The 22,640-nt window shown below is 69.1% G+C and carries 24 protein-coding genes; 12 read left to right on the forward strand and 12 right to left on the reverse strand.

The genetic code is table 11. The features are described from left to right. Window positions 1-289 precede the first annotated feature (289 nt). Together NDR87_RS25060 and NDR87_RS25065 are read left to right on the forward strand one after the other, a co-directional pair. Window positions 290-967 (forward strand): MspA family porin, encoded by a 678-nt coding sequence (locus NDR87_RS25060; RefSeq protein ID WP_251913132.1) that lies wholly within the window; start codon window positions 290-292, stop codon window positions 965-967. Window positions 968-1,027: 60 nt separating this feature from the next. Continuing rightward, window positions 1,028-1,705, forward strand: coding sequence for an MspA family porin (locus NDR87_RS25065; RefSeq protein WP_251913134.1), 678 nt, complete (start codon window positions 1,028-1,030; stop codon window positions 1,703-1,705). Between the two features lie 110 nt (window positions 1,706-1,815). Here the strand turns inward: NDR87_RS25065 and mscL are convergent, their stop codons facing one another. The 4 genes from mscL to NDR87_RS25085 form a co-directional block, all read right to left on the reverse strand. Further along, window positions 1,816-2,223, reverse strand: a complete 408-nt coding sequence (mscL, locus tag NDR87_RS25070) for a large conductance mechanosensitive channel protein MscL (RefSeq protein ID WP_251913137.1) — start codon at window positions 2,221-2,223, stop codon at window positions 1,816-1,818. A gap of 140 nt (window positions 2,224-2,363) precedes the next feature. Continuing rightward, window positions 2,364-3,056 (reverse strand): SAF domain-containing protein, encoded by a 693-nt coding sequence (locus NDR87_RS25075; protein ID WP_251913141.1) that lies wholly within the window; start codon window positions 3,054-3,056, stop codon window positions 2,364-2,366. 121 nt (window positions 3,057-3,177) lie between these two features. After that, complete coding sequence (locus tag NDR87_RS25080) at window positions 3,178-3,489, reverse strand: FmdB family zinc ribbon protein (protein ID WP_251913143.1); 312 nt, start codon at window positions 3,487-3,489, stop codon at window positions 3,178-3,180. 67 nt (window positions 3,490-3,556) lie between these two features. After that, complete coding sequence (locus NDR87_RS25085) at window positions 3,557-4,168, reverse strand: 5-formyltetrahydrofolate cyclo-ligase (protein WP_251913145.1); 612 nt, start codon at window positions 4,166-4,168, stop codon at window positions 3,557-3,559. A 209-nt stretch (window positions 4,169-4,377) separates the two neighbouring features. On the opposite strand from NDR87_RS25085, the gene NDR87_RS25090 reads away from it, so the two are divergent. The 6 genes from NDR87_RS25090 (at window position 4,378) to NDR87_RS25115 (ending at window position 10,124) form a co-directional block, all read left to right on the forward strand. Continuing rightward, window positions 4,378-5,322, forward strand: a complete 945-nt coding sequence (locus NDR87_RS25090) for a UTP--glucose-1-phosphate uridylyltransferase (protein ID WP_251913147.1) — start codon at window positions 4,378-4,380, stop codon at window positions 5,320-5,322. 57 nt (window positions 5,323-5,379) lie between these two features. Then, entirely contained in the window at window positions 5,380-6,633 is a 1,254-nt protein-coding gene (gene glp / locus NDR87_RS25095; RefSeq protein WP_251913148.1) for a gephyrin-like molybdotransferase Glp, read from the forward strand. A 25-nt stretch (window positions 6,634-6,658) separates the two neighbouring features. Continuing rightward, entirely contained in the window at window positions 6,659-7,309 is a 651-nt protein-coding gene (locus NDR87_RS25100) for a GNAT family N-acetyltransferase (RefSeq protein ID WP_251913149.1), read from the forward strand. Window positions 7,310-7,518: 209 nt separating this feature from the next. Further along, complete coding sequence (glpR, locus tag NDR87_RS25105) at window positions 7,519-8,592, forward strand: gephyrin-like molybdotransferase receptor GlpR (protein ID WP_251913151.1); 1,074 nt, start codon at window positions 7,519-7,521, stop codon at window positions 8,590-8,592. Between the two features lie 72 nt (window positions 8,593-8,664). Beyond that, on the forward strand, window positions 8,665-9,264 hold the full coding sequence (locus tag NDR87_RS25110; RefSeq protein WP_251913153.1) for a TetR/AcrR family transcriptional regulator: 600 nt from the start codon (window positions 8,665-8,667) through the stop codon (window positions 9,262-9,264). Between the two features lie 65 nt (window positions 9,265-9,329). Beyond that, complete coding sequence (locus NDR87_RS25115; RefSeq protein WP_251913155.1) at window positions 9,330-10,124, forward strand: aldose 1-epimerase; 795 nt, start codon at window positions 9,330-9,332, stop codon at window positions 10,122-10,124. On the opposite strand, the gene NDR87_RS25120 is transcribed toward NDR87_RS25115, so the two are convergent. After that, entirely contained in the window at window positions 10,125-10,301 is a 177-nt protein-coding gene (locus NDR87_RS25120; protein WP_251913278.1) for a hypothetical protein, read from the reverse strand. A 100-nt stretch (window positions 10,302-10,401) separates the two neighbouring features. On the opposite strand from NDR87_RS25120, the gene NDR87_RS25125 reads away from it, so the two are divergent. From NDR87_RS25125 to NDR87_RS25135, 3 genes are all read left to right on the forward strand, one after another. Continuing rightward, window positions 10,402-11,451, forward strand: a complete 1,050-nt coding sequence (locus tag NDR87_RS25125; RefSeq protein WP_251913275.1) for an AraC family transcriptional regulator — start codon at window positions 10,402-10,404, stop codon at window positions 11,449-11,451. Between the two features lie 190 nt (window positions 11,452-11,641). Further along, window positions 11,642-13,294, forward strand: a complete 1,653-nt coding sequence (locus tag NDR87_RS25130) for an FUSC family protein (protein WP_251913157.1) — start codon at window positions 11,642-11,644, stop codon at window positions 13,292-13,294. Then, complete coding sequence (locus tag NDR87_RS25135) at window positions 13,291-13,800, forward strand: MarR family transcriptional regulator (protein WP_251913158.1); 510 nt, start codon at window positions 13,291-13,293, stop codon at window positions 13,798-13,800. Before NDR87_RS25130 ends, NDR87_RS25135 begins: the two co-directional genes overlap by 4 nt. Here NDR87_RS25135 and NDR87_RS25140 read toward each other — a convergent pair. Further along, window positions 13,797-14,003: a hypothetical protein gene (locus tag NDR87_RS25140; RefSeq protein WP_251913160.1), complete on the reverse strand. Its 207-nt coding sequence runs from the start codon at window positions 14,001-14,003 to the stop codon at window positions 13,797-13,799. The genes NDR87_RS25135 and NDR87_RS25140 overlap by 4 nt on opposite strands. A gap of 104 nt (window positions 14,004-14,107) precedes the next feature. On the opposite strand from NDR87_RS25140, the gene NDR87_RS25145 reads away from it, so the two are divergent. After that, window positions 14,108-14,947: a glucose 1-dehydrogenase gene (locus NDR87_RS25145; RefSeq protein ID WP_251913162.1), complete on the forward strand. Its 840-nt coding sequence runs from the start codon at window positions 14,108-14,110 to the stop codon at window positions 14,945-14,947. Window positions 14,948-14,997: 50 nt separating this feature from the next. Here the strand turns inward: NDR87_RS25145 and NDR87_RS25150 are convergent, their stop codons facing one another. The 6 genes from NDR87_RS25150 to NDR87_RS25175 all read right to left on the reverse strand — a co-directional run bounded on the left by NDR87_RS25150 (window position 14,998) and on the right by NDR87_RS25175 (window position 22,188). After that, window positions 14,998-17,148: a catalase gene (locus tag NDR87_RS25150; RefSeq protein ID WP_251913164.1), complete on the reverse strand. Its 2,151-nt coding sequence runs from the start codon at window positions 17,146-17,148 to the stop codon at window positions 14,998-15,000. 169 nt (window positions 17,149-17,317) lie between these two features. Beyond that, window positions 17,318-18,541 (reverse strand): glycosyltransferase family 4 protein, encoded by a 1,224-nt coding sequence (locus NDR87_RS25155; RefSeq protein WP_251913166.1) that lies wholly within the window; start codon window positions 18,539-18,541, stop codon window positions 17,318-17,320. Between the two features lie 180 nt (window positions 18,542-18,721). Further along, window positions 18,722-19,381 (reverse strand): cyclopropane-fatty-acyl-phospholipid synthase family protein, encoded by a 660-nt coding sequence (locus NDR87_RS25160; RefSeq protein ID WP_251913167.1) that lies wholly within the window; start codon window positions 19,379-19,381, stop codon window positions 18,722-18,724. Window positions 19,382-19,447: 66 nt separating this feature from the next. Next, the gene (gene ligD, locus NDR87_RS25165; protein WP_251913169.1) at window positions 19,448-20,404 is read right to left on the reverse strand and encodes a non-homologous end-joining DNA ligase; all 957 of its coding nucleotides are present in this window, start codon (window positions 20,402-20,404) and stop codon (window positions 19,448-19,450) included. Window positions 20,405-20,446: 42 nt separating this feature from the next. After that, window positions 20,447-21,904 (reverse strand): sodium:solute symporter family protein, encoded by a 1,458-nt coding sequence (locus NDR87_RS25170; RefSeq protein WP_251913171.1) that lies wholly within the window; start codon window positions 21,902-21,904, stop codon window positions 20,447-20,449. Further along, entirely contained in the window at window positions 21,901-22,188 is a 288-nt protein-coding gene (locus NDR87_RS25175; RefSeq protein WP_251913173.1) for a DUF3311 domain-containing protein, read from the reverse strand. The genes NDR87_RS25170 and NDR87_RS25175 overlap by 4 nt, the downstream gene beginning before the upstream one ends. Window positions 22,189-22,640 lie beyond the last annotated feature (452 nt).

A 22,640-nucleotide genomic window follows, 5' to 3' on the forward strand; every position in this document is an offset into this window, starting at 1 on the left:
ATTGGGGTGTGATTCAGATCACACTGCCTTTACGGACGCTTACGTTGTCATGTAGTTGCCGAGCCGTTTAATGTTCGCATTTGGGCTGCTCCACCTGCGGTTCTCGAAGGCTACGGGAAGACGCCTCGCGTCGACCTCGCCGGAACGGAGCCCGGTTCCGACAGTTTGCGGAAAATTGGTCGTCGGTTACACGGCGGCAACAAACCGGCGACAAACTGAGCAGGGCCTTTAAGGACCGCTTACAGCCTCGGTAGTCGAGGCTGACCGTAAGAACCTGATGAGGGGAAGTATGAGCGAGAACCGCACCAACGGTCTGCGGCGTGGTGCCCGTTTCGCGGGCATCGGCGCGGCCGCGGCCGTGGCCATTGGCCTTTTCTCGACCGGTGCTGCCAACGCCGACGCCTTCGTGCCGTTGCCGGACGGCCAGAAGCTGGGTCCCAATGGCGTTGTGATCACCCGCACCGGTGAACATGCCGTGGTATCGCCGTCGCTGGCGGCCAACGGTGCCGGTCGTCATGTCTGGGTGTCCGGCAATGTCCGCGCCGATGCGCCGAATGCTCCCGAGGCGACCGTGGGTCCGTGGAACGGCCCGACCAACGGGGAAGGCACCAACAACTCGTCGACGCACGGTGCGTCCCGCTTGAGCACCGGCTACATCATCGGCTGCCAGGTCAGCATCGCCGACGATGCGATCAGCGCCGGAATGAGCGGCGGCATCAACCTCAACGGCGCGAGCGTGAGTGGCACCATCGGTCTCCAGCTCGGCCCCGGCCAGGTGGGCTTCGTCGAAATTCAGGGCAAGGACATCACCAAGCCCGGGACGTACTCGGTCGAGTATCAGGACATGGGGCTCAAGCTTTCCGGTTGCGCCGGTTACGCGCAGGCTCGGTCGTACACCGTTCTCGAGATCGTGGGCAACCACTACTCCAAGACCACCCTCTACGGGCAGCCGTTCAGCATCGGCTGACGTGGTCGCCTTCGCCAAACCTATTTCCCACCAAGCGATTCACCCTGAGGGACCTCAATTATGAACATCCGTAAGACCGCGGCTCGCGCGGCGGGAGTCGGTGCTGCCACCGTCGCCGCCCTCGGCCTTCTCTCCACCGGCGCCGCCAACGCCGACACCTTCGTGCCGCTGCCGGGCGGCGACATCACCCAGACCCTGTCCGACGGCACCGTCGTGCGCGTTTGGATGACCGACGAGTCCGCCACCATCAGCCCGTCCATGGGCTCCACTCCGGTGCACCGCAACGCGTGGGTCTCCGGCACCGTGCATGTCGAGATCTCCGGCGAGACCACCGCCAAGAAGGGCAAGATCTGGCCCGGGTACGTGGTCGGCTGCCAGGTCAACATCGACGGCGGCGGCGTCAGCGGCGGACCGAACGCCAGCGTCGACTGGAGCGGTGAACAGGCCGAGGGCAACATCGGCGCCGGTGGCGGCGCCACCCTGAGCCTCGGACCCGGCCAGGCGCGTTCGTTCACCATCCTCGACCTGGAGGCGGCGGACGACTACGGCAACGAGGATCACTCCTCGGGCAACACCTTCAACGGCCACAGCGGCTCGATCAGCTGGCAGGACTCGACCATCGGCCTCACCGGCTGCGGCGGCTACGCGCAGGCGCGTTCGGTCGTCCGCGTGCGCGTGGAGACCGACAACGTCATGAGCACGGTCACGCTGTGGGGCCAGCCCTTCAGCATCGGCTGATGACCTCGTGACCTGAACGGTCAAGGTAGGCAATAGCAATGGGCCCGGTGCGCCACGCGCCGGGCCCATTGTCGTTGTCCGGCAAAACTATTCGAGCCGCGGCGGGCGGGTCAGGATTCGTGGCGGCCGCCCGAGCTCTTGCCGCCCTCGGCGAGCAGGTCGCGGATCTCGGTGAGCAACTGGGTGTCGGTGATGGCCGGTTCGGTGGTCTTGCCCCAGCGCTTCTTCGCGGTCATGGCCGGAAGGACCAGGACGAAGTAGAGGACGGCCGCGATGATCAGAAAGTTCAGGGCCGCGGTGATGATCGGGCCGACGGCGATGAAGGTGGCCGGTTTGTCGGAGACCAGCCGGAAGCCGAGGCCCAGTTCGCCGCTGCTGCCGAACACGGCCAGCAGCGGGTTGATGATTCCGTTGGTGAAGGCCGTGATGACGGCGGTGAACGCGGTGCCGATCACGACCGCGACCGCCAGGTCGATGACATTCCCGCGGAACAGGAAGTCCCGGAAACCCTTCAGCATTGCGGCTCCTGTCTCACTCGGCACGACCGTGCCGCGCCGTCGATCTGGTCAATGCATCCGAGACGATCGAGGATCGCTATCGAACCGGATAGTCGGGATGCTAGTGGAGGTCTGGGGCAAATGTCCGGCGAAGCAAGTGATCAGCGGAACAGCACGGTCAGTTCGGTGCGCAGCGAGCCTGCCGCGAGGTCGAGGGCGTGTGCGGAGTCGAGGGCGAGCAGCACCACCCGCTCACCGCTCGGTCCGCGGCGGCCCTCGGGGGCGGAGATCAGCACCACGACCGCGTCGGCGGCAAGGGTACGCGGCGGCCCGGCGTGCGCCGGATCGCCTTCAGAGCGTTCGGCGGTGACCACGTCGACCCGGTCACCCACTCGCAGGATATCGGCAACGGCGTTGTCGGCCAGGCGAATCGGCGCGATGCGAGCATCGGCGACGCCGGTGGCGACCTGGGCCAGGCGCGCGCCGAGCACGCGCAGATCGGTCAGCATCTCCCCGGCCCGCACCGCTCCCGAGACGGTCGCGCCCACCAGTGCCGACACCTCGCGCACGCTCCCCTCTGGCAGCAGTCCGGCCGGGCGGGCCACGACCCGCAGATCCGCGGCGCTCAGCACGCGGCCCGGGGACAGGTCGCGAGTGGCGATCACCACATCGGCCGAGCGGGCCTGCGGATCACCGCGTACGAACAGAACCACCGCGCCGATGGCGAGCAGGGCGGCGAGCATCCGACGCAGGAGTGTGACATCGAGCCGGGACGGCCGATGCCGGAGCAGGAATTCCCAGGGCGGTTCCCGGCCGGAATCGGCGGTGCCGGGAAGGTTCGGACTCGATCGCATGATCCGACGCTACGGCTGGAGGTATGCCGTACCGCTGGAAAACCGCTGGTCGAAATCGCCCTGTGGATAACGAGAAGGCTGTGGACAACTCGCCGAGAATTCCCGGCGAGTCGTCGGCGAATCAGGCCGCGGTGCCCGCGCTGGAGGTGCTGCTCGCGGTGGATGACGAGCTCGATGTCGAGCTCGACGACGAATCGGAGCTCGAACCGTTGGAACCGCCGCTGGACTTGGCCGGTTCACTCGCGGTGGACGAGCCGTTGCGGCTGTCGGTGCGGTAGAAGCCGCTGCCCTTGAATACGATGCCAACCGAGTTGAAGAGCTTGCGCAGTTTGCCGTCGCACTTCTCGCAGGTGGTCAGCGCGTCGTCCGAGAACGACTGCACGATGTCGAACTTGTCGCCACACTGCGTGCACTGATACGAGTAAGTAGGCACTCCAACCTCCACGGTCTCCGTCGGTTAGCACTCTACAGCCGACAGTGCCAACAGTGCCAATCCGTCGTTAATTCCCGTCCAGATGTCGCAGCCCGCCGCCAGGCGTCAGGGCCCATCCCATGCGCCGATCGTGCGGCTCCTCGGGCAGCCGGGGCACCAGTTCGTCGTCGCGCACGACCGCGATCAGCCGGGCATCCGGCCGCGCGGCGGGCAGCGTGCGGTCGTAGTACCCCGCACCCCGGCCCAGCCGCACGCCCCGCAGATCCACCGCCAATGCCGGAACCAGCACGATCCGCGCCGATTCGATTGCGGTACAGGGCATCCGGGGGCCGCTCGGCTCCAGCAGACCCCATCGCGCGGTGTGCAGCGACTCCGGCCCCAGGTATTCGGCCCAGTCCAGCGGCCCCGGCGGTCCGGTCACCGGCAGCAGCACCCGCGCCCCGCCGTCGCGCAGCGCGTCGAGCATGGCGATCGAGCCCGGTTCGCCGCCCACCGGCACGTAGGCGGCCACCCATTGCGGCCGGTCGGCCGCCAGCGCGGCCGCGGCGGTGGCCAGCGCGGCCGCGGCGGTGGCCAGCGCGGCCGCCTCCGCCTCCCGAACTTCCGGCGGCACGGCCGCCCGACGGGCGAGCAACTCGGTTCGCCATTGCCGTTTGTCTCGCTGACCAGCCACGTCCACAGCGCCACCCTATGTGAGCAATCCTGTCGGAGGGTTTCGCGAGCGAAGCGGCGGGGAATCGAAGAATGCAGTCCGGAACGGCCACGCCGGTCGGTTGCTCGGATCCTCATCACCGAGCAGTCGCCGCCGAGGCCCCCTAGGCTTCCGGGAATGCCGGGCCCGTGCGCAGCCGGGTCCCGCGGACGACATCGATGGATAGGGTGTGCCTTATGACAGCTGACGCCGGATCGGACACGCCGTCCTGCTTCCGCACCGCGGTGGTGCCGGCGGCCGGACTGGGGACTCGCTTCCTACCCGTGACCAAGACCGTGCCGAAAGAGCTGCTGCCGGTGGTGGATACGCCCGGCATCGAGCTGGTCGCGGCCGAGGCCGCCGAATCGGGGGCCGATCGCCTGGTCATCGTGACCTCGCCCGGAAAGGACGGCGTGGTCGCGCATTTCGTCGAGGACATGGTCCTGGAGAGCACGCTCGAGGAGCGCGGCAAGTACAAGCTGCTGGAGAAGGTCCGCCGCGCCCCCGGCCTGCTCGATGTGAGCTCGGTGGTGCAGGAGGAGCCGCTGGGTCTCGGGCATGCGGTGGCCCAGGCCGAGCAGGCACTCGACGCCGACGAGGACGCCGTCGCGGTGCTGCTGCCCGACGATCTGGTGCTGCCCAGCGGCGTGCTCGAGGTGATGTGCCGGGTGCGGGCCAAGCGCGGCGGTTCGGTGCTGTGCGCCATCGACGTGCCCAAGGAACAGGTCAGCTCCTACGGCGTATTCGACGTGGAGAAGGTGCCCGACGCGGTCAATCCGAATGTGCTGCGGGTCAGGGGCATGGTCGAGAAGCCCAGCCTCGAGGATGCGCCGTCGACGTTCGCCGCGGCGGGCCGCTACCTCCTCGATCGGGCGATCTTCGACGCGTTGCGGCGCATCGAACCCGGCGCGGGCGGGGAACTGCAGCTCACCGACGCGATCTCGCTGCTGATCGACGAGGGGCATCCGGTACATGTTGTGGTGCACCGTGGGTCGCGCCACGACCTGGGCAACCCTGGCGGTTATCTTCGTGCTGCGGTTGATTTCGCATTGGAGCGAGACGAATACGGCCCCGAGTTGCGCGAGTGGCTCGAACGTCGGCTGGCTCCCGACTGGAATCCGCAGCTGACCTCGTCCGAGTGACGCGGGTGGCCGGGTCCGGTCGGCCGCGTTGAACACTGGACATGAGGGAAGGGCTGCATGCGCTCGGTTGAGGACCAGCAGATCAAGGTGACCGCGGCGGCCGTCGCCCCGCGGCCCGTGCGGGTCGCGATCTCCGAGGCCCAGGGTTTGCTGTGTGCCGAGGACGTCGTCACCGAACGGCCGCTGCCGGGTTTCGACCAGGCGGCGATCGACGGCTATGCCGTGCGCAGCGTGGACGTGCAGGGCGCCGGGGTCGACATCCGCGACGAGGACGGTAATCCGGTCGATCTCACGCTGCCGGTGGTCGGCGAGGTGCCCGCCGGATCGCGGCAGCCCATTCGGTTGCAGCCGCGGCAGACCGTGCGCGTCGACACCGGCGCGCCGCTGCCGACACTCGCGGACGCGGTGCTGCCGCTGGACTACACCGACGCCGGGCGGGCCCGCATCAAGGTCTACGAGCCCGTGCGCACCGGCGATTACGTCCGGCGCATCGGCGACGACGTGCAGCCCGGCGATATCGCGGTGCGCGCGGGCACCATCATCGGCCCCGCGCAGGTGGGTCTGCTGGCCGCGGTGGGGCGCGACAAGGTGCTGGTGCATCCGCGGCCGCGGCTGTCGGTGATCTCGGTCGGCGGTGAGCTGGTCGACATCGACCGCACGCCCGGACCGGGCCAGGTCTACGACGTCAATTCCTACGCCCTGGCCGCGGCCGCGCGCGACGCGGGCGCCGATGTGAACCGCGTCGGCATCGTGAGCGCCGATCCCGCGCGGCTGCGCGACGTGGTCGAGGGGCAGCTGGTGCGCTCGGAGGTCGTGGTGATCGCGGGTGCGGTCGGCGGCTGGGTGTCCGAGCAGATCCGCGAGGCGCTGGAGGGGCTCGGCGAGCTCGAGATCGCCCGCGTCGCCATGCATCCGGGCTCGGTGCAGGGCTTCGGCCGGTTGGGGCGCGATGAGGTGCCGACCTTCCTGCTGCCGTCGAATCCCGTTGGGGCGCTGGTGGTCTTCGAGGTCATGGTGCGCCCGCTCATCCGCATCGCGCTCGGGCGCCGCCATCCGATGCGCCGAGTGGTGCAGGCGCGCACCATCATGCCGATCAACTCCATGCCGGGTCGGCGCGGATACCTACGCGCGCAACTGATGCGCGACGAGCAGACCGGCGAATACCTGGTGCAGCCCCTGGGTGTGAACGGTTCGGCGCATCTGCTCTCCACCCTGGCCGAGGCCAACAGCCTCATCGTCGTCGAGCCCGATGTCACCGACATCCGTACCGGAGACGAGGTTCCGGTGGCCTTCCTCGCCCAGCGCGGATAGCGCCCGCGGCGGGACACTGATGGATATGAATATGTTCCGGGCCGCGCAGCATCCGGGCTGGCCCGCGCATCTGGGTCCGGTGCGGGTCGCCGCGGGGGAAGTGACGCTGCGCCCGATCCGGCTGCGCGATGCCGCGGCCTGGGCGCGGATCCGGGTGCGCGACCGGGAGCATCTCGAGCCGTGGGAGCCGACCGGGCGCGGTACCTGGGAGGCTCGCAATCACGCCTCGAACTGGCCGTCGCTGTGGTCGAGCCTGAAGGCCGAGGCCCGGCGTGGGGCGATGATTCCGCTGGTGATCGAGGTGGACGGGGCGTTCGGGGGCCAGCTGACGATCGGCAATATCGTGCGCGGCGCATTGCGCTCGGCCTGGATCGGGTACTGGGTGTCGACCGATGTGGGCGGGCAGGGGGTGGCGACCGCGGCGCTGGCGCTCGGGCTCGATCACTGCTTCGGTCCGGTCGGGCTGCATCGGGTCGAGGCGACCGTGCGGCCGGAAAACCTTGCCAGCCAAGCGGTGCTGCGCAATGTCGGCTTCCGGGAGGAGGGTTTGCTGCGCCGCTATCTCGACGTCGACGGCTCCTGGCGCGACCATCTGCTGGTCGCCATGACCATCGAGGAGGTCTCCGGAACCGTTGTCGACCGATTGGTGCGGGCGGGACGAGCCACACTTCCCTAGTGTTACCCATGGGGCGGGTGTGGACGGCGCGCCTGCGGGATATTCCTGTGGCGCCGCACTAGCCTACGGACGTCGGTGGTGCGTCCCGCACTACCGGAAGGGAGCCGATGCCGTGGTGGTCGATCACCGCATCGGGCGTACCCGGAACGAGCAGGGTGTGCGAGCCGTCGAAGGGACCACGGACAGGCGGGGACGGAGGTGTGAGTGCGATGCCGAATTCGATCTTGTGGATCGGCCTTGTCGTGCTCTGGGTCTTCGTGCTGTTCCCGATGCTGGCCGACCGGCATCCGCGGATTCGGCGGACCACCGACGCGGCGCTGGCCACCCGGGTGTTGCACCGCGGCGGCACCAAGCGACGCATGAGGAAGGGACCCGGTGCCGGGCACGAAACCGATCCGGACTGGGTACCGGCTCGCGTGCAGAGAAAGCTTTCCCACGGTGATGATGCGGAGGATCGGATGACGACATCGGCCGATGAGCCCGTCATCGACGATGAGACGACCGACGGCGCAGCCGATCTCGACCGGACGCCGCGTGCCGAATCGCCCGCCGCCGAGGACGCCGACATCATCGATGCCGAGGTGGACGCCGAGGTGGACCCGTCCGGCGCGGACGAGGATGCCGACGACGAGGTCGCGGCGCGCGCCGAGGACCCGGTCGAGGAGGTCGCCGAGGCCGATCCCGCCGACGAGATCGCCGAGCGTCCGCTCACCGCGCGTGCACCCGCGCCCCGCGCCGAGCCCGAGGACGAATACGAATACGAACCCGATTCCGAGGCAAGCGATTTCATCCCGAGCAGGCGTGGGCGCGGCGGATACGATCCGGAGGCCGATGCGATCGCGCGGGCCGCGCGCTACCGGTTCCGGCAGCGCTCGGCGCTCGGGCTGGTGCTGAGCATGCTGCTGTGCGGCGGCTTCGCCGTGGCGGTCTCGCCGCTGCTGTGGTGGGTCTGCGGGCTGGCCGGTGTCGTGCTCGCCACCTACCTGGTCTACCTGCGCCGCCAGGTGCGCATGGAGGAGGAGATTCGCCGCCGCCGCGCCGCCCGCCTGTCCCGCCACCGCCCCGAGATCGCTCCCGACGACATCGAGGACCACGACTCGCGTCCGACCCGCCCCACCCTCGACCGCGACGCCGCCCGCGCCCTACGCCGCCGCGCGGTGGTCCTCGACGTGGACGACGAGGACCCCATGTTCGACCACCTCGAACCGTTCGACGCCGCCGCGGCCCGGGCCACCCGCAACCGCGCCGCGGGCGGCGAAATCCGCCGCGCCGCAGGCGAATAATCCTCCGCTGTCACGGTGCGGCGGTCCGGCGCTACTATCGGGGCCGCGATCGCCGGGAGAGGAGTCCGCGCAATGGGCGCTAAGCAGGCGGACTCCGCCGCCCAGGCCGAGCGGCGGCGAGAGCTGCTCGACCGGCTGGCGGAGGTCATCGCCGAGGACGGTATGGAGGGCGTGAGCATTCGCACCCTCGCCGCCCGGGCCGGGGTCTCCATCGGGACCGTGCAGTATTATTTCGCCACGAAAAGCGAACTGCTGCAACGGGTCTGGGAACACGTCCGGGACGAGACCGCCGATCGGTTCTGGGGCTCGGGCGTCGCCGACGAGACCCCCGCCCGGCAGCTGGAGCATCTGACCGAACTGCTCGTGCCGCCCGGCAGCGACGACCGCCTCACCCGCGTGTGGCTGGCCCTGATCGCCCGCGCCGCCCACGATCCGCAGCTCGCCGCCCTGCATCGCGCGCAATGGCAGCGTCTGGAGGAGCTCATCGCGCACGTCCTCGCCGCCGCCAACCCCGCCCGCGCGGACGAGGCCCGCGAGGCCGCCGCCGAATTCCTGGCCCTGATGGACGGTTTCGCCATCGCCGTCATCACCGAGCCCGATCGCATGCCCCCGGCCCGCGCGACCCGGATAGCCCAAGCCTGGACCACCGCCTGGCTCGGCGGCCGCTCCTGAGCCGCCGGGCTCGCACACCCGCTGTGCCATGCTGAGGGGCACGAATCACGAGTCGGGGAGGCGATATGGGTGTCGAGGAACTGCGGCTGAGCGCGGGCGCGGCCGAGCTGACGGTGAACGCCGCGACCGGCCGCATCGCGAATTTTCGCATCGGCGCGGCCGAGATCCTGCGCACCGGGCCGCGATTCGGTTCCTTCCCCATGGCCCCGTGGTGTGGCCGGATGCGCGAGGGCAGGCTGGTATGGAACGGGCGTAGCCACCAGCTCCCGCGCAATGCCGAACCGCACGCCATCCACGGCACCGTGCGCGATCATCCATGGGAGGTGGTCGGCCACTCCGGCACCGAACTCGTGCTGACCCAGCAGCTCGCCGAGCCGTGGCCCTTCCCGGGCCGAGTCACCCAGACCTTCACGCTGGCCGCGGATTCGGCGACCTTCGGCATGACGGTCGAGGCGACCGCGGAACCCTTTCCGGCCCAGGTGGGTTGGCACCCCTGGTTCCAGCGCCGCCTGCGCCCGGATGGCAAGCCGGTCGAATTCGCCTTCACCCCCGCCTGGCAGGAGGAACGCGGCGCGGACTACCTTCCCGACGGCAACCGCATCGCACCGCTGCCCGGCCCGTGGGACGACTGCTTCGGCATGCCCGACGGCGTCGCGGTGACCCTCACCTGGCCGGATGCGATCGAGCTGGCGATCACCAGCCCGCTGCGCTGGGTGGTGGTCTACGACCAACCGGCCGAGACCGTCTGTGTCGAACCGCAGTCCGGCCCGCCCAACGGCCTGAACACCCGGCCGCGCGCGGTCGGCCCGGACGCCCCGCTGGTCGCGGAGATGCGCTGGCAGTGGCGGGTTCTCGACTGATCAGCAGGTGCGGGAGGAGTCGGGGACCAGATGTCCGGCCGCGACGAGGGTGCGGATCGCGGCCCGACGGCGGGGGCAGTCCTCGGTCCGGCAGTCCAGATGCATCTGCATGATCGCGTGCGCCTGCTGCGGCGTGAGCTGGATGGGCTCGATCCAGCACGTGCTGAACATGTCCACGTTCGCTTCCTCCTCATCGCCTTGCCGAGACGAGGTTATGCGCGGATTTCGCGGGAAAGAATGTGCCGACCGGACCGAATATTGGTAATTTCGGACGGTGATGGCGTTCGATGCTTCGGCCGGTGTCGTCCCGCACGGCAGCGTCAGTGTCCGGATGATGACCGATGTCGGTCGGGCGCACGGGGTGGACGAGTCGATTTTATTGGCCGGCAGCGGAATTGCCGCCGCGGATCTCGGCGCCGAACATACGAGAATCTGGCCCGATCAGGAATTCACGGTGGCGCGCAATCTCCTGGCGGCCGTGGGCGACCGGCCCGGGCTCGGCATCGAGACCGCGCGGCAGGCCACACTGGGCAAGGCCGGGATCGTCGGACTCGCCGCGCTGGTCAGCGCCACGGTGGGCGATGTGCTCGCGCTGGCCATCCGCTATCAGGCGCTGGTCGCGGTGGCCGTCCGATATGTGCTGCGGGAGCAGGGCGATCGAGTCCTGCTCGAAGTCGACGGGGACGCCATCCCGGCGGACGTGCGGGACTATTTCCTCGAGCGCGAGGTCGCGCTGATCTTCATCGCGGCCCAGCGGCTCGGGATCCGAATTCCGGTGCTCCGGCTGGAGTCGCAGCTGCCCGCCGGGCAGGGCGCGGCGCTGACCGAATTGATGTCCGCGCCCCCGGACCGGGTGGCGTTCGGATGTGCGCGTACGCGGCTGATCCTGCCCCGGGACTATCTGGAACATCCCATGCCACAGGCTGATTCGCATACCGCCGCACTGATCGAGCGACAGTGCCGGGAGGCGTTGCAGCGGCTGGTGGCAGGCGGCTGGCGACTGTCGAACCGGGTGCGCGAGCGGCTGCTGCGTGACCCCGGAATCGTGCCGACGATGGCCGAGGTCGCCGCCGAACTGCACATCACCTCCCGCACCCTGCGCCGCCAGCTGGCTGCCGAGGGCGCGACATTCCGCGGTCTGCTCAACACCGTTCGCGAGACCCGGGCGGCCGAACTGCTGCGCACCGGCGCCTCGGTGGAGGATGTGGCGCGGCTGCTCGGATATGCCGAGACCGCCAACTTCACCCACGCCTTCACCCGTTGGCGCGGGATGTCACCGCGGGCATATCGGCAGTCGCTCACCGGGAATGCGCAGGCGCCGGATTAGCATCCACGCATTTATCCGAATACCGCCGTCGACGCGAATTCGGGCTTGTGGTTGAACGATCAACCTTATTCCGCCAAATGCGATTCGTGGAATGCGAAGCGACGTCTCCTGGGCCGGCCGAATGTTAGCGCTATCACTCGATCGTACCGATAGTTATTTTCGTGGTAAAACACCTGTTAACCTTCTCGTCATGCCCTCGACCCCGCGCACCCAGGATCGGACCACGCCCGCGCACCGCACCCTGCGGCGGGCGTTGCCGGTGCGCGGTCTGCTGCGGTTGCGTCCGGTCGCCGACACCTGGCGCTGGTCGGCGCTGAGCGCGATGATCGCGGTCGGAGCGCCGGAGGTGACGCTGCTCGCGGCCGGACATCTCGAGCTCGCGCTCTACACCAGCGCGGGCGGCCTGTGCGCGCTGTACGCGCATGGCCTGCCGTATGCCGCGCGAGCGCGCACCCTGGCCTGGGTGCTGCTCGCCATGCTGGCCGGGACCGCCGTCGCCGCGTGCACCGCCGCGCTGACCGATGCCGCGGTGCTGCGTGTGGCCGTGATCGCCCTGCTGTCCGGCCTGTTCAAGGTGGGCTGCGATGCCACCCGGATCGGACCGCCGGGCAATGTGGTGTTCACCTTCGTCGTCGCCACCGCCGCCTTCGTGCCCACGCGCCTCGCGGCGGTGCCGACGCATCTGGCTCTGGTCCTGCTCGGCGGCGTGCTGGCCTGGTGCGTCTGCCTGGCGCCGAGCATCTTTCGGCCGCATGCGCCCGAGCGGCTAGCGGTGGCACGGGCTTTGACGACCTCGGCGCGGCTGCTGCGGACCACGCCCGACGATCCGGCCGAGGCCCGGCTGCGCTACGAGGCGGCCGCGGCCGTGTACGCGGCCTGGAACACGCTGCGCCAGACACCCGTGCTGTCGGCCGAGCGCGCCCCGCTGGCGCGGCTGGTGGCGCGGGCCGAATCCGCCATGGCCGCCCACCGTGCCGATCAGGCCGATGTGCTCGAGGAGTGGGCACGCGCGCTGCGCAGGCGGCGGGGCATACCGACCGTGCGACCGGTCGCGGCCGAACTGGACGAGATGCGCGGTGTGGCCGCCGAGCGGGCCGCCGACGCCGATGCCTCCGGTGTGCGTCGTCTGCTCGCGGCGTTCGTACCGGGTTCCGCCCTGTTGCCCATCGGAATTCGAGTCGCCCTCGGCGGCGCGGCGGCCGGGTGGACCTCGATGATGCTGGGTGTGGATCGGCCGTACTGGGCCGTGCTGACCGCCGTCGCCGCCTTCGTCGCCAATACCGCGCTGTCCTGGCAGCGCGCGGTGCTGCGGGTGCTGGGCAGCCTCGGCGGCGTGCTGCTGTTCACCGCGCTGGCACCGCTGCTGCACAGCGCCGCGGCGCTGGTGGTCGTCTCGCTGGTCTGCCTGCTCGCGGTGGAGGCGACGATCTCCCGGAACTATGGTCTGGCAATGATCTTCGTGACGCCGATGGCGCTGGCGATGACCGAATTCGTGGCCCGCACCCCACCGCATCGGCTGGTGCTGGACCGTTGGCTCGACACCTGTGTCGGTGCGGCCGTCGGTATCGCGGTGTGCTTCCTCGTTCCGAATCGCCGGGTGTCCAACCGGGTGGCCATGGCACTGCGCAATCTGGAGGCGGTGACGGCGAATTCGCGCGTCGCCACCGATGCCGCCGCGGCTCGCGGGCGATTGACCGCGGCGCTGATCGAAATGCGCGAGGCCGCCGATGTGGCCGCCGGGGAGTGGTGGAGCGCACCGCTGCCCGAGGAGCGCATCGTGGCCGCCGAGCGGGCCGGACATCGAGCGTTGGCGGAGCTGACCACGCGATCGGCGGCGTCGTGAGCGCCGAGGACGCCGTCGCGGGCGTGCTGCGGCAATGGTCACGGGTGTACGCCGGGCTGGATACCGAACCGGTGGGGATCATCGGCCGAATCAATCGCTGCGCGGCGCTGTTCCAGCAGGTGGGTGACGCCCCGCTGGGCCGGGCCGAGCTGACCCGGCCGGAGTTCGAGGTGCTGTGCGCGCTGCGCCGAATGGGCGGCGAGCTGACCCCGGGCCGCCTGGCCCGGGAGACCTTCGCCTCACCCGCGGCGGTCACCAAACGTGTTCGGGGACTGGAACAGCGGGGGCTGGTCGCGCGCCGCATCGATGGCCGCGACCGCCGCGTCGTTCATCTGTCCCTGACCCCCGCCGGGCTCGAACTCGTCGACGCTGTACTGCCCCAGCAGCTTTCGTACGAAAAGAAGCTGCTGGCGGATCTGCCCGCGGGGGAGCGCGACGACCTCGCCCGCATCCTCGCCGATCTGCTGTCGCTGCTGGAGGGGCGGCTCGGCGGGGTCGAGCGCTAGCGGCGGACCGGCTTCCTACCCGGTTCCGGCGTGCACTGCCTGCGGTGCGCCTCGGCTCGCGCGGCGGCCGGAAGGTCCTCGAGATCCGGCCGGTCGCCCGGGAACACCGCCATGCGCTGGGTGTCCTCATCGATCTTGGCTCGTCGGAACTCCGTGCTGAACATGGTGCGCTCCTCGATGGTCGCGTCGGCACTTGTTCGCATCTGCTGTTCCGGATACCCGAGCGATTTGTTGGCAAACCTCACGCCCGATTAGCCCCTGTCCGCCCGGGTAAGGCCCTGATGGGTCGATTTGGAGAGGAGCGGACATGGGATTTCCCGAACAGCAACAGGATGTGCCCGGTACCCAGGCGCGGATGACGCCGGTGCCGGACTGCGGCGAGCAGAGCTATCAGGGGTCCGGCAAACTCACCGGCAAGGCGGCGGTGATCACCGGTGCGGACAGCGGCATCGGCCGCGCGGTCGCGATCGCGTTCGCCCGCGAGGGCGCCGATGTGCTGATCACGTATCTGAACGAGCACGACGACGCGAAAGAGGTTGCGCAGCTGGTCGAGCAGGCCGGTCGCAAGGCCGTGCTGATGGCCGGGGACCTGGCCGATCCCGCGCACTGCCGCGCCGTCGTCGACCGCGCGGTGCAGGAGTTCGGCCGCATCGATGTGCTGGTGAGCAACGCGGCCTACCAGATGTCGCACGACACCCTGGAGGAGATCAGCGACGAGGAGTGGGACTACACCTTCGACCTGAATATCGGCGCGATGTTCCGCCTGGTCAAGGCCGCGCTGCCGCATATGCGGTCCGGCTCTTCGATCATCGGCAGCTCCTCGGTCAACTCCGATATGCCGCGCCCGAAACTGGCGCCCTATGCCGCCACCAAGGCGGCCATCGCGAACTTCTGCGCCAGCCTGGCACAGTTGCTGGGGGAGCGGGGAATTCGCGTCAACAGCGTCGCCCCGGGGCCGATCTGGACACCGCTGATCTCGTCCACCATGCCCCCGGAGAAGGTCGCCGAATTCGGCGACAACACCCCGCTCGGCCGCGCCGGTCAACCGGCTGAACTGGCCCCGGTCTACGTCATGCTCGCCAGTGACGAGGGCAGCTACGTCTCGGGTGCCCGCATCGCGGTGACGGGCGGCAATCCGGTGCTGTGAGAAGGGGTTTCGCGCCCCGGCGCGCCACGCGCGCCGGGGCGTTCGAACTCCTACGAGAACCGGGCCCAAACCCGATGCGCCGCAAGCGCTTCCAGCAGATCGTTGGAAGTGATCTCCAGATCCTCCCCGGCGAACACCCCCGGCCGATCCGGCCCATACCCGTTGCGCTTGAGCACCTCTTCCCCGGCTCCCGACGCGGCAAGCGGTTTGCCGTGCCGCCACATCTCCCCGACCAGCAGGTCGACCCGGTGGTCACCGGCGGCGGTGAGCAGGAACGCGGCGTCGAATTCGACCGAGCGCATGGTCGCGAAGCTGCGATCGATCCCGATCCCGCTCTGGTGGTTCAGCTTTCCGCCGTGCGGGGCCACCACCATCGGGCTGGTCTTGGCACGCTGGAACAGCCGCACCAGATCGTCGAGCAGCGAATGATCGACCTGATCGTCGACCAGGATGGCGACCTTGCGCCCGTCCACGGGGAAGGTGCCGCGCAGCTGCGACAGCGCCGGGCTGGGCGGCAGCTCGACGACGGCCGAGAACTGCGGGGCGGGCACCGGCAGACCCAGTTCACCGGCCACGTATCCGGCCAGGTCGGTATCGACCTCGGCGAGCATCTGCACCCCGCGCTGCCGGATCGTCTCGTCGGCGCACTTGCCCAGTTCGAAGGCGAACGCGTCGGCGAGGTGCTGCTGTTCGATCGCGGTCAGGCTGCGATAGAACATCCGCGGCTGGGAGTAGTGATCGCGGAACGAGACCGGCGCATCGCCCGCCGCGGTGGTGCGCACCTTGTACGCGGGCGGTGAGATCGGCGTCGGCGATTCGACATAGGCCCGATCGGCCACCATCGCCGTGTACGGGCAGCCGCCGCCGGTCGAATTCGGCTTGTACACATTGATACCCGGATGCACGCCGGTCTGGTGGAACCCGTCGCGGAAGTTGTCGTTGACCGGGCTGTGCGGCCGATTGATCGGCAGTTGGGTGAAATTCGGCCCGCCCAGGCGGGTGAGCTGGGTGTCCAGATAGGAGAACAGCCGCCCCTGCAGCAGCGGATCGTCGGACGGCTCGATGCCCGGCACCAGATGGTCGGGGCAGAAGGCGATCTGCTCGGTCTCGGCGAAGAAGTTCACCGGATTCGCGTTGAGCTGCAGCGTACCGATGACCTGCACGGGCGCCAGCTCCTCCGGCACGATCTTGGTCGGATCCAGCAGGTCGATGCCCTCGAAGGTGTGCTGCGGCGAATCCGGGAACACCTGGACGCCCAGATCCCACTCCGGGAACGCCCCGGCCTCGATGGCCTCGGCCAGGTCGCGCCGGTGGAAGTCCGGGTCGAAGCCGCCGGTCATCTGCGTCTCCTCCCAGAGCATGGAGTGCACGCCGAGGCGGGGCTTCCAGTGGAACTTCACCAGCGTGGTCTCGCCCTCGGCATTGACCAGCCGGAAGGTGTGGACGCCGAAGCCCTCCATCATCCGGTACGAGCGCGGCAGCGCCCGGTCCGACATCGCCCAGAACGTATGCATCGTCGCCTCGCGGTGCAGGGTGACGAAGTCCCAGAAGGTGTCGTGCGCGGTCTGCGCCTGCGGAATCTCCCGATCCGGATGCGGTTTGGCCGCGTGGATGACGTCGGGGAACTTGATGGCCTCCTGGATGAAGAAGACCGGAATATTGTTGCCGACCAGGTCGTACACGCCCTCCTCGGTGTAGAACTTGGTCGCGAAGCCGCGGGTGTCGCGCACCGTATCGGCCGAACCGCGCGAGCCGACCACGGTCGAGAACCGCACGAACACCGGGGTTTCCACCTCGGGCTGCAGGAATTTGGCGCGGGTGAGCCGCGCGGCCGCGCCGTTGGAGCGGAACACCCCGTGTGCCCCGGCCCCGCGGGCGTGCACCACCCGCTCGGGGATGCGCTCGTGATCGAAGTGGGTGATCTTCTCGCGGAAGTGGAAGTCCTGCACCAGCAGCGGGCCGCGGGGACCGGCCTTGAGCGCGTGGTCGGTATCGCCCATGACCACGCCCTGCGAGGTGGTCAGGGCCTCGCCGCGCGGGCCGCGCGTCCCCGGCTCGGCGGTGACGAGTTCACCGGTGGGGCTGCGGTACTCCGGTTCGCGCTGATCCAGCGCGGGTCCCGGGGGCGGGCAGGTGGAACCGGATTCGTCCGGCTTGGCGGGCGGCTGCGGCGCGCGTGGTGCCTGGGTGGGATCGCTCATAATCTTCCTCCGCACTGGTGGTCGTCGAATTCACGAAGGGTCACCGCCGACCGGCTACCCGGCCTCGGCGAGCCCAATCACCACCGCGAAAGGTTTGGTCGCTCGCCCAACCTATTGGTCGATCGCGCAGGGTGCACCGCCGCGCGATCGACCAATGGGTCGGACCGGGCTACTGATTGGCCACGACCGACAGATTGCGGTCCAGCGACCGGGCCGTCACCGCGCCGCCGCGTCCGCTCGCCGCCTTGGCCCGCAGCTCCGCCCCGGAGGAAATGCGCGGCAGCCGAGCGCAATCCAGCGCGGCGTAGTAGGACGCCTCGTATCCCGCCCCGAGCTGGTCCACCGAGAAGTGCTCGACCACCCGGCGACGGCAGGCGACCGGATCCAGCCGCGCCGCCTCGGCCATGGCCGCGGGCAGGTCGGCCGGATCGTCACAGATGAAGCCGGTGACCCCGTCCGCCACGACCTCCGACACCGCGCCGCCGCGCAGCGCGACGACCGGGGTGCCGCAGGCCATGGCCTCGATCATCACGATGCCGAACGGCTCCTCCCAGCGGATGGGGAACAGCAGGCAGCGCGCCTGCGACAGCAGCAGCCGCTTGGCCACCGCATCTGCCTCGCCGAAGACGAAGTCCCGCTCGGTCAGCAACGGCCGCACGGCGCGTTGGAAATATGCCTTTTCCGACGGCTCGTTCATCTTGGCCGCCAAAACCAGTGGCACACCCGCAGCATGCGCCGCTTCCAGCGCCAGGTCCGGTCCCTTGTACGGTGCATATCGGCCGAGGAAGAGCGCGAAATCCTGCTTATCCTTCTGGAAGGGCCATTCGCTCGGCAGCACCGCGTTGTAAACCCGTCCCAGCCAATTCAATTGCGGCGCCAAGGCCCGCTGCCGGTCGCTGATGGCGATCAACTGGGCCGAATCGCCGAGCGCCCGGTAATACGACTGCTCCTCGCCGTCGACCGGCCCGTGCACGGTGACCACGGTCGGGATGCCGAGTTCCCGGTAGACCGGCGCGTTGAGCGGACCGGCGAACGTGTGGTCGTGGATGACGTCGATATGTTCGGTCCTGGCCAGGTCGGCGATGACCTGCCGCACCTTCAGGGCGTTGACGACCTCGGGAAACGGGTCGCCGAGCCGGTCGGCGAGGATCTTGTCCCACACCCGGATGAAGCGGGTGGCGGCCGTTCCCGCCCGCCCGGCTCCCAGCAGGGTTACCCGGTGCCCGCGCGCGACCAGTGCGTCCACCAATTGGGCCACCACCGCCTCCACGCCGCCGTATCCGGCGGGCGGAATCTCGAAATACGGCGGGGCCACCATGACGATATTCAGCGGTGCACCAGCATGCTGAATGTTGTATATCAGGGAATCGGAACCGGACGGGGTACTGCTCATCGCATTGCCTCCTCAATGGTGTGAAGCCGCGACCAGAACGTATGCGACGGATGTTTCCGCCGCCCGGCAGATGTGATACCCAGCACAGCGGGAGCTAACCCAGACGGCCCAAATTCGGTGTTGCCCTCGGTCGCGATCGGTTCGGCGGCGCGGCGGGGTGCGGAAGGCCTCCGGTGCGGCTCAGCCGTGCCGCCGGATCGCGATGATGTTGTCGATCAGGACCGCGGATTCCCCGTCGGGGCCGGTGGCGGAGCGCTCACGCTGCTCCAGAAGCTCCGCGCCCCAGACGGTTTCGTCCAGGGTCAGTTCCTCGTAGACCTCCCGCGGGGAGGGGAAGTCGACATGGTTCTCCGGGTGGCGGGACCATGGCGGCATGGCGCCGTGATCGACGATGAGCAGCAGACCGCCCGGCGCCAGCGCCTCCGCGGCTCGGCGCAGCACCCGCGCCCGCGGAAACTCCACCGGTGACTGCAGGAACTGCGCCGAGACGAGATCGAAGGCGCCGGTGGGGAACTCCGCGACCAGATCGCGCCGTTCGGTTCGAATCCGTTCGCCCACACCGCGTTCGGCGGCCAGCGCCCGCAGCCGATCCAGGGCGATCTCGGTGATGTCGACCGCGGTGACCGTCCAGCCGTGCTCGGCCAGCCACACCGCGTCGCCGCCCTCACCGCAGCCCAGATCCAGCGCCGCACCCGGCGTCAGCTCCCCGGCGATCGCGACCAGCCAGGCATTGGGGTTGCCGCTCCAGATCCGTTCCCGCTCGCCGTAGAGCCCGTCCCAGAACTCTCGTGCCGAGGTGGCGGGTCGTTCGTGGTGGTGATCATGCTTCGTATTGGTCATGCCCACACGATGTCCCAGCCCGGCACGGGCCGACAAATATCTTTGCCGATTCGGCAAATCGGGTGGCTACGAACGCGCCCGCCGGGCGCGCGCCCGCCGCTTACCCTCGTGCATCGCCTGTACCCGGGCGACCGGAATGGTGTGCCCCTCCGCGATCAGGTCGGCCGGGAGGTCCTGCGGTGCGGGCATCTCCGTCGCCCACGGATCACGATCGCCGAGCGCCTCGATCGCGGTGCGGACGGTGAAGTCGCGCGGGCTGACCTGCTCCAGTTCGTCCCAGGTCAGCGGGAACGACACGGTCGTGCCGGGCCGGATGCGCGGGCTGTAGGCCGACACCACGGTGGCGCCGCCCGCGCGGGTCGAATCCAGGAAGACCTTGCCGCCGCGGTCCTCCCGGATGAACGCGGTGGTGGCCAGGTCGGGATCGAGGCGTTCGGCGCGGGCGGCGACGGCCCGGGTGGCCGCGGCCGCATCCTCGACATCGGTGCCCTCGCGGACCGGAACGAATACGTGCACGCCCTTGGAACCGCTGGTCTTGACCGCACCGGCGAGCCCGTCAGCGGCCAGCGCCCGGCGAATCAGCTGCGCGGCCAGCACTGCCTGGCGGAACGGCTGGTCGGGGGCCGGATCCAGATCGAGTACGAGGTGGCTCGGACCCCTGCCGTAATCGGTGCGCAGCAGTGTCGGATGGTATTCGATGGCCCGCTGATTGCCGAACCACAGCAGTGTGCGGAGGTCGTCACAGACGGCGTAGGTCACCTCGCGCCGCGAGCTCTCCGCCCACACCGTCACCCGCGGCACCCAGTCCGGGGTGTACTTGGGCAGGTTCTTCTGCATGAACGGCTCCTGTCCGGGCCGCACCCGCACCACCGACAGCGGCCGCTCGCGCAGCTGTGCCACCATCCGGTCGCCGACCGCTTCGAGGTAGTCGATGAGATCGCGCTTGGTGGCCTCGGCCCCGTCGAACAACGGCTTGTCCAGATTGGTCAGGTTGACGCCCGCACGGACCTCGTCGCCGGTCATGGCCTCACCCTGCCCTGCCCCGCCGGGCCGGTCAACCATCCGTCACCGGACGGGCTGGGGCAGGGCTATATCTATCCGGATGGTCCGCGTCCTGCGGGGGAGCAGGCTGACCGCGCTCGCGACCAGCACGTTGACGCCCAGCGCGACCAGCCCGCCATTGACGCCGAACAGCGGATCCCGGCCCATCGCGTGCAGCCCGAAGACGATCGCGCCGCCGACGACCAGGCCCGCGGCCACACCGATCGCGGTCAGCCGCCGCCAATACAGCCCGAGCAGCACCGCGGGCAGCAACTGCGCGATCCCCTCGTAGGACAGTACCGACAGATTCACCAGGGCCCGGGGATACAGCAGCGCACCGGCCAGCGCGATCGCCCCGACCACCACGCACACCACCCGGGACCAGCTCCGCTGCCGCCCTGCCCCGGCCACGCCGCCCCCGAGTATGGTTCTGCCCCAGAGAGTTCCGATGGCGACCAGGAATACGCTCATCGGCACGATCGCCGACAGCGCGCCCGCGATTCCGATCAGCGCCACCAGCGGTGCGGGCAGCGAATCGGTCACCAGCTCGTACAGCGCCAGATCCGAATTGCCCAGTGCGGGAAACACGAACAGCGCCGCGGCCCCGATGAGGATCGGAACGACCAGCAGCAGCTGATACCACGGCAGCAGGATCGAGTTGCGGCGCAGCGCGGTCGGATTCGCCGCCGCCAGATAGCCCGCGACCGTGGTCGGGAAGATGCAGATGGTGGCCGCGTTCAGCACGATCGTCGACACGTACCAGCGCGTGCCGAAGGTTCCGTCCCCCGCCCCCGGAAAGGTCAGCCATTGTGGCCGCTCCGCCACCAGCCGATTCAGCAGTTCGCCCGGCCCGTCGAAGTAGTGCCACGGCACCCAGATCGCGAGGAACACCACCGCCCCCACCGCCAGCCCGTCCTTGAGCACGCTCACCCAGGCCGCGCCGCGCAGGCCGGAGACCAGGACGAAGGTCTCGGCCACCAGGAACGACACGATCGCGGCAACCCGCAGATCCACGGCGCCGTAGGACATCGCCTGCACCACCACGCCCATACCCTGAATCTGCAGCTGTACGTAGGGAATCAGGAATACCGTGGCCAGCACCGCGACCACCACGCCGAGTGTCCGGGAGCCGAATCGGTGTTCGGCGATATCGGCGATCGACACCAGCCGGTGCCGCGCGCAGTAGGTCCACAGCAGCGGCGCGACGAAATAGGCCACCACCAGACCGGTGCTCAGATACGCGATCAGGTAGAAGATCGGCACCCCGTATCGATAAGACCAGCCTGCGGCGCCGAGAAACGAGAAGCTGGTGTAGGTCTCGCCCGCCATGAGCAACAGCACGAACAGCGTGCCCAGCCCGCGGCCCGAGATAGACCACTCCGCCAGCGATTTCACCCGCCCCCGGCCCGAGGCCACCCCGAGCGCCACGGTCACCGCCATCGCCACCGCGAACAGGGTGACCGCCACCGCCGCCCGGCTCACTCGCGATCCCGCGCGTCGGCGGGCACGAATTCCTCGGCCCCGCAGCGGTATGCGGGATCGCGTCGGGCCACCAGGCCGACCAGTGGTCCGGTCAGCGCCGTCACCGCCAGTAGGTAGCAAACCAGAAACGGAATGCCGAATACGCGCGGCTCGATCCGGTTCGCCACCACCGGCGCAAGGCAGTACAGCAGGCCGGGCAGCGCGAGCAGCCACAGCACCGGGCCCCGTCGGCGCAGTGGCAGCGCGGGCGCGAAATCGCCGTCGGGCGGGGTGGGTTCGGACATGGCAACCACCTTGGTCGATGCGCACACCGGTCGCCAGCGCGTGGCGGGGCGTGTCGCCGGGCGGGATAGGGGCGAAGCTTGTCTTTTTTGTCGCAATTGCTGGTCGAGAACCCTTACCGGATTCGGTGATTCGCGGCAGGCCCTGTATCCTCTGGGCCAGCGATCGGGTAGCGCATCGGACTTTGTCCGAATTGTCCGATTGACGAATACCGATAAACGCCGGGACGGCGAGTTTTACCTATTGTCTCGAATGTCCGTATGTCGCCGCAGCTTTGCCTCGAACACCCGTTCCGACGATAGCTGAAAACTGTCCGTATTCGATCTCGTACATCGTTCCAAGATCATGTAAACAAAGATCAAAATTGTTGCTACACAACGGTGTTGAGATGTGTAAGCTGACGATCAATCACGATCCACTACAAGGTGGGTAGAACGGCGAGGGCGGTGTCGTA

This window comes from Nocardia sp. CDC159 (genome assembly GCF_023740735.1).
GTDB classification, from domain to species: Bacteria; Actinomycetota; Actinomycetes; order Mycobacteriales; family Mycobacteriaceae; genus Nocardia; species Nocardia pulmonis.